The sequence below is a fragment of the Risungbinella massiliensis genome (assembly GCF_000942395.1).
GTDB classification, from domain to species: Bacteria; Bacillota; Bacilli; order Thermoactinomycetales; family Thermoactinomycetaceae; genus Risungbinella; species Risungbinella massiliensis.
The window spans coordinates 364,408-376,641 of record NZ_LN812103.1; the positions used below are offsets into that span (position 1 = coordinate 364,408).

Consider the following 12,234-nt stretch of genomic DNA (forward strand, 5'->3'; position numbering starts at 1 on the left):
TTGACGGAACGATCAAAATTTTTTAAAATAAATAATATGTAAGCGATTACAGATAAGGGAGGAACCAGATTGCAGAAGGCAGCTTGGGTTCCAGATGAGACGTTTATTCGATCAACTAGATATGATCAATTCATGCGTAAATTAGGCTTCCAAGAGGTCGATGCGTTCTATGACAAATCGATCCGAGATATATCATGGTTTTGGGAAGAAGTAGTAAAGGAATTAAATTGGCAATGGACAGTACCGTATAACAAAGTAATGGATATGCAAGACGGCAAAGAACGTACAAAATGGTTTATCGATGCTAAGTGTAATCTAACTTACAACTGTCTAGACCGCCATGTGGAGAATCATTCCTCTCGCAATCGTTTAGCTTTGGTTTGGGAAAGCGAGAATGGGAAAACTATCAAGTACACGTATCGAGAATTATTGCAACAGGTTCAAAAAGTTGCAAGTGGGTTACAACGTTTAGGAGTAGAAAAAGGCGATCGAATTGCAATCTATTTACCACTCATTGCCGAGAATGTAATCAGTCTATTAGCAATTGCGAGAATAGGGGCAATTGCGGTACCGTGCTTTTCCGGATTTGAGGCGGATGCGGTGGCAATGAGGATTCAAGATAGTGAAGCGAAAATATTGATTACAGCAGATGGCTATTGGCGTAGAGGAAATCTTGTTGCCATGAAGGAAAAAGCCGATCGGGCGGCAGACCAGTCGCCTACTTTGGAGAAGGTGATAGTAGTACCGCTTATGGAGCGAAGTTTTGAAAAGAGACCTAACCAGGATGTGAATTGGGAAACGCTCCTCACAGGTACCTGCACCGATACAAAGTTAGATCTTCGAGCAGAGGATCCTTTTATGCTGATCTATACCTCAGGCACTACAGGGAAACCAAAAGGAACGGTTCATGTTCATGCAGGCTTCCCGATTAAATCAGCTTTTGATGCCGGAATTGGGATGGATGTAGGACCAGGCGATGTATTGACTTGGATGACGGATATGGGTTGGATGATGGGACCATGGATGGTATTTGGTGCCTTAGTTAATGGAGCTACTTTGGTTCTGTATGATGGCACTCCAGATTATCCGAACCCTGGGCGTTTATGGAATCTTGTAGAAAAACATGGAATTACTCATTTAGGTATCTCTCCAACACTAATTCGGGTTCTCATGAAACAAGAGAACAAATGGCATCAGAATGCCGATCTTTCGTCATTACGAGTGTTTGGCTCGACCGGAGAACCTTGGAATCCTGATCCGTGGAAATGGTTATTTGAACAAGTCGGTGAGAAAAAAGTTCCGATCTTTAACTATTCAGGAGGTACCGAAACGTCAGGTGGAATTCTGGCAAATGTGCTAGTTAAACCGCAAGTCCCTTGTGGGTTCAATGGAGCACTACCAGGGATGGCAATTGGGATTGTAGATGAGAACGGAGAAGAAGTCATAGGTGAAGTAGGAGAATTAGTGCTATATCAACCGTGGGTTGGGATGACGAATAGCTTTTGGAAAGCAGACGATCGATATTTGGAGACCTACTGGAGCCGCTTTCCCCAAACTTGGGTTCATGGAGATTGGGTAATGGAAGAAGATGGGCAGTATTTTATTACAGGACGCTCAGATGACACGATCAAAATCGCCGGAAAACGATTAGGACCCGCCGAGATGGAGTCGGTTCTCGTCCACCACGAAAATGTTGTAGAGGCATGTACAGTAGGAGTACCAGATCCTGATAAAGGGGAATCAGCTGTCTGTTTTGTTGTGTTGCGTCAATCAGAAGCTGACCCAACTAAATTAATGGAAGAGTTAAAGGAACTGGTCGGTAGTAAATTAGGAAAAGCCTTAAAACCTAAAGAGATCTGGATTGTAAGCGGCCTACCTAAGACAAGAAATGGCAAGGTGATGCGTCGTGTAGTACGGTCTGCCTACTTACAAAAAAATCTAGGAGATCTGTCGGCGTTGGAAAATCCAGATGTGGTACAAGAGTTTCAAACACTCTCTCCAAAAGTCAAATGAGATGGAACTGCTGTTAATGGGACTTTCCTTTCTATTGTAAATAATAGTTATTTATCCCTATCTAAACTTTGATTTTCAAAGTCTTAAGGTGGGGTTTTTTTTATGCCAAAAATCGGGGGAAATTTTTGGGGATTCTGATACAATAGATTTTGTTCAATTTTGAACGAATTAGCAATAAAAAGCGACTAAAATTAAAGATACTTCTCGTATTGATACATAAGGAGAGATGATTCCATTTTCGGGAGAACAAAGAATGCACTTCCAGGATTGGACGAGATGCTCCTAGAAGTGAAACAAAATGGCCAAGTAGACGAGAAGCGAGAAGATTTGCTACACAATTTAGAACCGTATGTTTGCCGAATAGCAAGCCGAATTTGCGGGCGTTCAATCTCGAAGCAAGACGAAGAGTATATCATTACACTTCATGCACTAAACGAAGCGATTGACCGATTTAAAGTAGGACAATCCCGTTCGTTTCTCTCCTTTGCATATATGGTTGCCAGTGCGAGACTAGTTGATTATTATCGCCAAGAAAAAAAACATAACCTCTCTCTTTCGATAGAGAGTCAGGAGGAACAACCACAAGGAGATTATGTGAATAAAGAGCTTTATCAGATTGCAGTGGATGAGTTTTTGGAGAAAGACTTACAGGAGTTGCGTCGTGAAGAGATTATTCAGTACCAGATTGCTTTGTCTAAACATGGAATCTCTTTATCCCAACTTCCTAAGTTAACACCCAAACATCGTGATAGTCGAGAAAGCTTGATACGGTTTGCTCTGAGGATCTGTCGTTTTCGTGAGTTCCGACAGCGGTTATATGGCAATCAAAAGATTCCGACGGATTTGTTAGAAACAGTAGGGATACATCGACGTACGCTTCAAAGGCATCGACAGTATTTGATAGCATTAACTGTTTTATTTTCAGAAGATCTACCGTTGTTGCAAAATTATTTGGTAATCTCACTGGAACGGAAGGAGGATTAAATGAAACAAGGTGTGATATTAGAAGTCCAGGAGGAAAATTGGATCGTACTCTCAGCGGATGGGGAATTCAAGTCTATTCCTCATCAAGGGAGCAAGAAGCAAGTAGGAGACGAAGTAGTTTGGACGGATGCTCCCGTTCGACAAAAAACGTTCCATTGGACGCGCTTTATTGCCAGTGTAGCAGCAGCAGTAATTTTTTGCTTTGTTGTGTTAGCGGTTTGGCCTAATAACTCACACGCTTCTACCTTGATCTATTTAGATGGAAATGGAAGCGTAGAGGTGGAGATTAATAATGAATTCCAAGTAATTTCGGTTCGAGCACTTAATATAGCAGCATCTGATATAGAGCAGCAGTTGAATTGGAAGGGAAAGAATGTATCCCAGTTTTTTCAAGAGTGGTTTCAAGAAGCGAAAAAACAACGGCCAAACACTACTCCAGAACGAATGGTACTTTCTACATTTAATGGCAATAAAGATGGCCAAGAAAAACTCTCACAAGTAGAGGAGATTATTCATAATATCCAATCAGAGAACTCTCTATCTTTTGAGTTAACTAAGATTACAGTGCCGTCAGTAGTCAAAGCAGAAGTGCAAAAAAGCGGACTTTCTCCTGCCAGGTATGCTGTTTGGATTTTTTCTCAAAAAGAAGATCAGGAGCTAACGCTACAATATATCTCTCAAACTAGCGTAGAGGAATTACAAAAGAACGAAATAGTTCAGGAGAAGCTACAAAACCCGCCAACGGAACAGGATTGGAAAGGTATTCTGGAAAAAGAAGCGGCTCATCCAACAGAGGATATCCCGAAACAGTCAAAATCTAGCACAGCTCCTGAAAATCAATCTCCTAACAACCAAGAGATGAACTTGGAAGGAACAGAGGAAGATACTTCTCCAACTTCTCCTTCGGCTCCTTCAAATGAAGAACAACAGAAGGTGCCTGCATCTGATACGACTAGTGAGAATTCAGATAGTTCCAATCTAGAAAATAAGTCAACGGAGATTACACCTGCACAGTAGTAAAAGAGTAATCCTAGAAAAGGAGTAAGAACATGAATGGCATAGGGATTGTGAGAAAGGTAGATCATCTAGGACGAATTGTCCTACCGAAAGAGTTGCGAGAATTGCTTAATATTCAATCGCAAGATGGAGTCGAGTTTTTTGTAGACGAGAGTAAGATTGTTTTAAAGAGATACAATCCTTGCTGTGTCATCTGTGGAGGTACTGAGTCTCTCTTTTACTATCGAGAAAAAATTATCTGTGCCAATTGCATTGAAGAAACATCTAAGTATGCTCAAAATCAAAAAAAATGAGGTCAGTCATTTCAACATTTGTATCATATAGTGATTAAAAAAGAGTTCTTGCTGAAAAATAGCAAGAACTCTTTTTTTGAAACAATCTATTTGATAAAATAAATATGTTAGATTCGTAATATTCTGTGGAAAACTCAAATTGTCCGATGGATGAACTTGTTGTTTCATCTTTTGTAAGCGGTTACAAAAATAGCTGGCAAGCAAGAATGAACTCCTAGTCAGGAAACACATAAGATAGGGAAAAGTAGCATGCCAGGAAATTGCAACGATGAGGTGAAGCAAATGGATAGTTTGCAACATCAGTCCATTCAAGATTTATTTGATTTGATGGATGAAGATGGACATGAACAGATCATTTTTTGTCGTCATCCCAGTTCTGGACTAAAAGCAATTATCGCGATCCATGATACGACACTGGGACCGGCACTGGGTGGCTGTCGTATGCAGGACTATGCAACGACAGAAGAAGCTTTACAGGATGTTTTGAAACTGTCCAAAGGGATGACCTATAAAAGTGCTATTGCGGATGTGGACTTTGGTGGTGGCAAGATGGTCGTCATTGGAGATCCCAAAGAGAAAAGACCAGAGCTTTTCCGAGCGATCGGTCGTTTTTTAGCAGGATTCAAAGGTCGATTTTATACTGGAACAGATATGGGAACCGACCCAGAAGACTTTGTCCACGCAAGACGTGAGTCCCAAGCTTTTGTAGGACTTCCAAAATGTTATGGAGGAAGCGGGGATACATCACTTCCAACGGCTCATGGAGTGTATCAAGGTATTCGAGCCACATTAAAATACTTGTACGGAGATGACTCTTTAGAAGGACGTACTTTTGCGATACAAGGTGTTGGAAAAGTAGGCGGGAAATTAGCTAACCTCCTTTTACAAGAAGGAGCGACTTGCTATATCGCCGATATCGAAGCAAACCGGTGTTTGGAAATCCAAGAAAGAGACCCACAGCGAGTAACAATCTGTAATTGGGATGAAATCCACAAGGTAGCTTGTGATATATTTGCTCCTTGTGCCATTGGCGGAGTCCTCAATTATCTCACTATTCCGGAACTACGTTGTCGAGCGGTCGTAGGCTCAGCGAATAATCAACTTTCAAGGGAAGAAGATGGATTTGAGTTACAGCGACGTGAAATATGGTATGCCCCCGACTATTTGGTCAATGCAGGTGGGCTGATCCAAGCAGCGACCGAATTAGAGGGTGGGACAGAAGAGACTGTTATAGCAAAAACCAAATCGATCTATGAAGGACTCTTAGAGATCTATCGAGTGTCTGCACAAGAGAATATCCCTACCTGCCAAGCAGCAGACCAACTAGTAGATCGTCGTTTAAATAAAGTGGCAGATCTACATCGGATCTATTCAGGGAGGTGATCACTCATGGCAGAAATAGTTCAATGTCTAACACCGGAAGGTAGATTAACAGAGTTAGGAGAAACGGTTTGGCAAAGCTTCGATCAGGAGGAACAACGTAATTTCTACTACTGGATGGGACTGATGAGGACTTTTGATCGAAAATCGATACTGTTGCAGCGACAAGGTCGTATGGGGACATATGCGCCATTTGAAGGTCAAGAGGCTAGTCAGGTAGGGGCTGCACTTGCTCTATCTAAGAAAGATTGGCTTTTCCCTAGTTACCGAGATCATGCTGCAACGATGGTTTTTGGAATGCCCATGAAACAGGTTCTACATTACTGGATGGGTCGCATAGAAGGTAATGTAGCCCCAGAAGGTCTAAAGATTATGCCTCCCTGTGTTCCGATCGCAACACAGATCCCACAAGCGATGGGGGCAGCTTGGGCTAGTAAATACAAGCAAGAAGATTTTCTTGCAGTTGCCTTCTTTGGAGATGGGGCTACATCCGAAGGAGACTTCCATGAAGCCTGTAACTTTGCTGGTATATTCCAATTACCACTGATTCTCTTTTGTCAGAACAATGGGTATGCGATCTCCGTTCCACTGACACGTCAATCCGCATCTCCAACAATCGCAGAAAAAGCAGCTCCATACCATTTTCCGGGGATTCGTGTTGATGGTAATGATGTGTTGGCAGTTTATCATGTGATGACTCAAGCGGTGAAGCGGGCGAGAAACGGAGAAGGGGCGACTCTAATTGAAGCGGTCACCTATCGTACAGGCTCTCATACAACGGCTGATGATGCTAGTCGATACCGGCCTGTAGCAGAAGTAAGCCAGTGGCAGGAAAAACTGGACCCTATGTTACGTTATCAGACGTTACTAGAGGAATATTGTCTTTTGTCTGATATGGAGAGAGAAGAAATGGAGGGTATCTGGAAACAAACAGTAGAAGATGCAGTCCGGGAAGCAGAAGCTGCGGAAGCAGTGCCTCCGATACATCTTTTCGAACACGTCTACGATGAGCTTCCTGTCTCTTTAGAAGAACAACGACGACATTTCATGAAAAAGGAGATGTCCCGATGAAACTAACGATGGTAGAAGCGATTCGAGATGGATTACAAGTGGCACTCCAACGGGATGAACAGACGGTTGTTCTAGGAGAAGATGTTGGGAAAAACGGAGGAGTATTCCGAGCTACTGAAGGATTATGGGAAGAATTTGGGGATCACCGAGTCATCGATACTCCATTGTCTGAAGCAGGAATCATAGGTGCATCGATCGGGATGGCGTTAAATGGTATGAAACCCATCGCCGAGATGCAGTTCCTTACCTTTCTCTATCCGGCTTTTGAGCAAGTGATCTCTCACGTTGCGAGGTTGCGTACTCGAATACAAAGTGCCTATCCTAGTTCGTTGGTCATCCGTGCTCCGTATGGTGGTGGTATTCGCGCCCCTGAGTTGCATTGCGATTCTACTGAAACCTATTTTGTACACACCCCTGGGCTTCAAGTCGTTGTTCCCGCAACCCCAAAAGAAGCAAAAGGACTTCTGTTAGCAGCAATTGAATCTCCAGATCCTGTTCTCTTTATGGAACCAATGAAAATATATCGAACTACCAAAGAGGAAGTTCCAGAAGGATACTATACTACTCCACTTCATCAAGCGCAGGTCTTACAAGAAGGAACAGATGTAACGGTTATTGCCTGGGGGGCGATGGTACCACTAGTTCAGCAAGCAAGTAAGGTAGCTACTGAGAAAGGAATCTCTTGTGAAGTACTCAATCTAAGGTCTCTATATCCAATTGATGAAGAGACTATTATACGATCTGTCCAAAAAACAGGTCGAGTTGTGGTCGTACATGAAGCACCACGAACTGCCGGATTAGCAGCAGAGCTATTTGCCCTCATTCAAGAAAAAGCGTTTTATCATCTGGAAGCACCTATGGTGAGAGTCACGAGCCCAGACGTCCCTGTTCCTATGTTTGCCTTAGAGGATCATTTCCGTCCTGATCTTCAAAAGATTGTGCTAGGTCTAGAGCAAGCTATAAAGGGTTGAAGGAGGAATTCATTTTGGCTAAGAATGCCTTTTTATTGCCTGATGTAGGGGAAGGTGTTGCCGAAGCAGAAGTGGTCCGCTGGTTAGTGCAAGTAGGGGAGAGAGTAGAACCGGATCAAGCCGTGGTAGAAGTACAGACAGACAAAGCAGTGGTAGAGTTACCTTCAGCAGGAGCAGGATGGATTGGAGAAATTTGCTATCAAGAGGGGGAAGTGGCTCCAGTCGGAGATGTGTTGTTTGTATTGGAGACAACGGATCCGCAAAAAAAAAACGCCACTAATCAAAAATCTTTGCCAAAGCGTGTTTTAGCAGCCCCGACTGTTCGCCGAGCGGCAAGGGATCTAGGTATATCGCTCCAAGAGGTACAAGGATCTGGGCCTAATGGTCGTGTAATTGAAGAAGATCTGCAACGTTATCTTTTACAAAAACAATCCAACGAGATCCAGTCTGTGAGTGCTGCTCAAGTTAGTCCCACTCTTCAAAGTGAGCTGACTCTTATATCAGAACAGATCCCTTCAACGAACCATCAAACAATCGATCGTCCGCTATCTCCCGTTCGCAGAGTCATTGCGGATCGGCTTTCGACTTCTGTCCAAACCAAGCCACATGTAACGCATTTTGCCGAGTTAGACGTAACTGGAATCGTCGAGTGGCGAAAACGTAGATTGCTAGACAGAGACAAAGGGGAGAACAGCCCTACTTCCTATTTAACAATCTTATTACGATGTATTGCCTCTGCTCTGCAAGTACACCCTTTGTTTAACTCTCACTTTCTAGAAGAAGAACAGAAGATTCGAACCTTTCCTTCTATCCATTTTGGGATTGCTACAGATACTGATCAGGGACTATTGGTACCTGTCTTACGAGATGTGGAACAAAAAGAGACTTCGCAAATTTCAGTTGAAATAGAGCAATTGGTCAAAACTGCTCGCTTGGGTAAATTGATACCCGCACAGCTAAAAGGGAGCACCTTTACTATTAGTAATGCAGGTACTTTGGGTGGAGATTGGGCAACCCCAATTTTGAATCCACCTGAAGTGGCTATTTTAGCTCTTCATCCGATCGTACAAAAACCGATTGTTACTTCAGAAGGAGAGCTTGCGATCGGTTGGCGGATGAATGTATCCCTTACATTTGATCATCGTGTATTGGATGGTGCAGATGCAATCCGTTTTACCAACACGTTAAATCGATATACATCTGATTTAACCAGATTAATTTAAAAAAGAGCCTATTTCCTAGGCTCTTTTTTTCATGAGGGAAAAATACATACTTTTCCAGTTTAGATTTCATACTAAGTTCAAGACACGCTCGAGGTGATACTCTTGGATAACGTAACACTATCACGCGCTTTTTTTGGTACATCACTCGCCTTTCATATTATTTTTGCAACATTAGGTGTAGGACTTTCACTTATGGTTTTCTTGAGTGAAGTGATGCATATCTGGAAAAAAGATAACGATTACAACCTGATGGCCAAACGTTGGACGAAAGCAGTAGCGATCTTACTTGGAGTGGCGATCCCAAGTGGAACCATTGTCGGTGTGCAACTATCGCTCCTTTGGCCTGGATTTATGAAGATCGTGGGAGAAGTAATCTCGGTACCGTTTCAGATCGAGATTTATGCCTTTTTTTTAGAAGCATTAGCCCTCTCCATTTACGTCTATGCTGCGGATCGACTTCGCCCTTGGATGAGAGTCTTGGCTAGCTTTCTAGTAGCATTTGGAGCCTCTGCCTCTGCCATCTTAATCACTTCTGCCAACACTTGGATGAATACACCAAGAGGTTTTGATCTCACGTTAGATGGAAAAGTTACGCACGTCGATCCTTGGGCAGCATTCTTCAACCCTAGTTTTGCAATGACCGCCTATCATGTAACGGTCTCTGCATTAATGACCGGAGCATTTTTTGTTACGACGGTTGCGGCTTACAAGTACTTACGTGCTCGTAAAAACGTAAGAGAAGCAGTAATCCACCGAAAAGCACTAACTTTATCGCTCGCTGTTGGCTTCATTATGTCATTATTGACTGCTCTTTCGGGACACGGATCGGCTCAGAATCTACATCAATTCAATCCAGAAAAATTGGCAGCTGCGGAAGGTCTATATAAAACACAACGATATGCACCGCTCTCCATCGGCGGAATCGTGAATCCGGAAACGGAAGAAGTAGAGTACGGGATTGAAGTTCCGTATATGCTCAGCTTTCTTGCTGATAATCGTTTTGATACAGAAGTAAAAGGACTCTATGACTTTCCCAAAAACACATGGCCACCAGCCTATGTACATATTCTATTCAATTTGATGGTTGGAATTGGCACACTTTTATTGTTGCTTGCTTTGATTGGAATCTACTACTTGTATCGCTTTCGTAATGAAGATGGACTCAAAATGCCCAAATGGCTACTCAATATCCTTGTCTTTTCCGGTCCGTTATCAATGCTTGGAATTGAATTTGGTTGGATCTTTAGTTGTAGTGGAAGACAACCTTGGACCATCTATGGATTCCAAGAAACATTTGAAGCAGCCACGAAGGCTGCTGGAGTTGGTCCTTTATTTGTCTTGTTTGGAACTGTGTACCTCTTCTTAGCAGTAATCGTTCTAATCGTGTTGAATGTCTATTTCAAAAAACACCCGCTTGCAGATGATATTGTAAATCAACCAAAAGCAGCTAAAATACCTACTGCTTAAGAAGGAGGTTCTCGTAGATGGATTTCTTGGTAGAACCGAGAATGGCGATTACCCTGCTGTGGATGATGCTTTATATATATAGCATCATGGGTTCAATCGACTTTGGCTCTAGCTTTTGGTCTATGTTTTATCTCAGGAGAAATACAACAGCGGGAGAATTGGCAAATCGCTTTTTGTCTCCTACCTGGGAAATTACCAATACTACCTTAGTTTTTGTAGTTGTATCATTGGTAGGACTCTTCCCGGTCGCTGCTTTTACATTGGGTACTGTTTTACTGATACCAGTAAGTTCCATATTGCTACTTCTAACGATTAGAAGTGCGTTTATGGTCTTTGCTTACACCTTGACCGGCATCGAGAAATTGCTGCGGGTGGTCGCAGGGATTACCGGGATTTTGATACCTACTTTACTAATCAGTGCTTTGCCAGTAACAGAAGGTGGTTTGGTGCAAATGGTCAACGAACAACCGATCCTACTCATTACCAAATGGTTGTCCAGCCCGGCCGTCTATATGTACATGCTATTCGGACTTACCTCTGCGCTGTTTCTAAGTGCGGTCTTTCTTTCCGATTACTCGTTAGAATCGGATGATCCCAAAGCTTATCGAGCATATCGGAGAAATGCTCTTATGATCGGGCCGCTAGCGCTCATTTCAGCCATGCTAGCCTTAACCTTACTTGAGCCAGAGGCACAATGGTTATATGAAAGATTGTTTCGTTATCTCCCTTGGTTTATTGCCTCTTTGGTTTCCTTTGTATTGGCTTATATTGCATTGTTTTTACCAGCACGTCACAAACGTTTTGGAATCGGCAGACCAAGACCCGCAGTGTTATTTGTAGCCTTACAATACCTCTTGGCTACTTTTGCTTATGGGAGTGCGCATCTACCTTATATTGTGTACCCATTTCTAACCGTTTCGGATGCGTTTACCAATATCAACACGTTTTATAGTTTATTAGGCACAATCGCAATAGGTTTAGCGGTTTTACTCCCGCTATTCTTCCTCTTCTGGCGGCTTTTCTTGAAAGATAAGCGATATCTTGCGAGGAGATAATGTGGTGGTATGAAGCGACATTCACATCGGTGGGTGTCGTTTTTTATGATGAATAATCGGATGGTGTATATTAATTTAAATATATTGAATATGAAAATTACTGTTTATTGAAACGGCATAGAAGCTAAAATAGAATCTTTATAGAAATCAATATGCTACGATTCTCCAGGTTTTTAGAATAGTTCTCTAATAAGTGTAAGTAGAGTAAACAAAATTGTTATATTTCTTTGATAAAGATACTAAGGAGTGATACTAATATGGATCAAATCCGAAAGCTAACAAATCAAGAAAAAGAAGAGCTTTTAAAATCTTGTACAGGTGACATGGTAAGCTAGAAGAACTTGACTTGGCAGTGGAACTTTTACAGATATATCAATTAGGTCATTATGAGTTTTTAGAAGTTATCCCTAAAATTGTAAAACAACTTGAATTACCAGAAGAAGTAGCAAGAGAAGTTGTAAATAGAATGGATTATTTCATAATATTTTAAATTGAGGGTGAGCTTAAAGAGAAAGAGATAAATTTAAAAGATAAGGAAATAGAGTTAAAGAGAAAGGAGTTAGAATTAAATAGGAAGGAGCAAGACTTAGAAGATAGAGAACAGGAATTAAACTGGGAGCAAACCTTATGCGAAAATGAACAGATGTTGAAAGAACAGATAAAGCATATTCAAGGAATAGACCATTCTTATGCAGCAGAGTTAAAAGTTATTGCCGAAAAAACATCTCAAGTACGAAAGATGATCCATAGTTTGAGACGA

11 protein-coding genes are annotated in these 12,234 nt (G+C 42.0%); all 11 read left to right on the forward strand.

Features of this window, described 5'->3' with window-relative positions; translation table 11 throughout:
- The first annotated feature begins 69 nt into the window (after positions 1 to 69).
- The 11 genes from VJ09_RS12910 (at position 70) to VJ09_RS18510 (ending at position 11,964) form a co-directional block, all read left to right on the forward strand.
- Positions 70 to 2,013, forward strand: coding sequence for an AMP-binding protein (locus VJ09_RS12910; RefSeq protein WP_044642109.1), 1,944 nt, complete (start codon positions 70 to 72; stop codon positions 2,011 to 2,013).
- Between the two features lie 276 nt (positions 2,014 to 2,289).
- The gene (locus VJ09_RS12915; RefSeq protein ID WP_044642110.1) at positions 2,290 to 2,997 is read left to right on the forward strand and encodes a sigma factor; all 708 of its coding nucleotides are present in this window, start codon (positions 2,290 to 2,292) and stop codon (positions 2,995 to 2,997) included.
- Positions 2,998 to 4,014: an anti-sigma factor domain-containing protein gene (locus VJ09_RS12920; RefSeq protein ID WP_044642111.1), complete on the forward strand. Its 1,017-nt coding sequence runs from the start codon at positions 2,998 to 3,000 to the stop codon at positions 4,012 to 4,014.
- 32 nt (positions 4,015 to 4,046) lie between these two features.
- Positions 4,047 to 4,307, forward strand: coding sequence for an AbrB/MazE/SpoVT family DNA-binding domain-containing protein (locus tag VJ09_RS12925; RefSeq protein WP_044642112.1), 261 nt, complete (start codon positions 4,047 to 4,049; stop codon positions 4,305 to 4,307).
- Positions 4,308 to 4,589: 282 nt separating this feature from the next.
- A complete protein-coding gene (locus tag VJ09_RS12935) occupies positions 4,590 to 5,690 on the forward strand; it encodes a Leu/Phe/Val dehydrogenase (protein ID WP_044642883.1) in 1,101 nt (366 codons plus the stop codon).
- Between the two features lie 6 nt (positions 5,691 to 5,696).
- Positions 5,697 to 6,758, forward strand: coding sequence for a pyruvate dehydrogenase (acetyl-transferring) E1 component subunit alpha (pdhA, locus tag VJ09_RS12940; protein WP_044642114.1), 1,062 nt, complete (start codon positions 5,697 to 5,699; stop codon positions 6,756 to 6,758).
- A complete protein-coding gene (locus tag VJ09_RS12945; RefSeq protein WP_044642115.1) occupies positions 6,755 to 7,729 on the forward strand; it encodes an alpha-ketoacid dehydrogenase subunit beta in 975 nt (324 codons plus the stop codon). Before pdhA ends, VJ09_RS12945 begins: the two co-directional genes overlap by 4 nt.
- 14 nt (positions 7,730 to 7,743) lie before the next feature.
- Positions 7,744 to 8,952: a dihydrolipoamide acetyltransferase family protein gene (locus tag VJ09_RS12950; RefSeq protein ID WP_044642116.1), complete on the forward strand. Its 1,209-nt coding sequence runs from the start codon at positions 7,744 to 7,746 to the stop codon at positions 8,950 to 8,952.
- A 102-nt stretch (positions 8,953 to 9,054) separates the two neighbouring features.
- Positions 9,055 to 10,419, forward strand: coding sequence for a cytochrome ubiquinol oxidase subunit I (locus VJ09_RS12955; protein WP_044642117.1), 1,365 nt, complete (start codon positions 9,055 to 9,057; stop codon positions 10,417 to 10,419).
- Positions 10,420 to 10,445: 26 nt separating this feature from the next.
- Positions 10,446 to 11,474, forward strand: coding sequence for a cytochrome d ubiquinol oxidase subunit II (locus VJ09_RS12960; RefSeq protein WP_044642884.1), 1,029 nt, complete (start codon positions 10,446 to 10,448; stop codon positions 11,472 to 11,474).
- 346 nt (positions 11,475 to 11,820) lie between these two features.
- Positions 11,821 to 11,964, forward strand: coding sequence for a hypothetical protein (locus VJ09_RS18510; protein ID WP_154662365.1), 144 nt, complete (start codon positions 11,821 to 11,823; stop codon positions 11,962 to 11,964).
- Positions 11,965 to 12,234: the final 270 nt, after the last annotated feature.

What these genes read in the sequence shown, in the direction of transcription:
- VJ09_RS12935 (WP_044642883.1), top strand. Translation starts at nt 4,590, where the DNA reads ATGGATAGTTTGCAACATCAGTCCATTCAAGATTTATTTGATTTGATG.
- VJ09_RS12920 (WP_044642111.1), top strand. Translation starts at nt 2,998, where the DNA reads ATGAAACAAGGTGTGATATTAGAAGTCCAGGAGGAAAATTGGATCGTA.
- VJ09_RS12945 (WP_044642115.1), top strand. Translation starts at nt 6,755, where the DNA reads ATGAAACTAACGATGGTAGAAGCGATTCGAGATGGATTACAAGTGGCA.
- VJ09_RS12925 (WP_044642112.1), top strand. Translation starts at nt 4,047, where the DNA reads ATGAATGGCATAGGGATTGTGAGAAAGGTAGATCATCTAGGACGAATT.
- pdhA (WP_044642114.1), top strand. Translation starts at nt 5,697, where the DNA reads ATGGCAGAAATAGTTCAATGTCTAACACCGGAAGGTAGATTAACAGAG.
- VJ09_RS12915 (WP_044642110.1), top strand. Translation starts at nt 2,290, where the DNA reads ATGCTCCTAGAAGTGAAACAAAATGGCCAAGTAGACGAGAAGCGAGAA.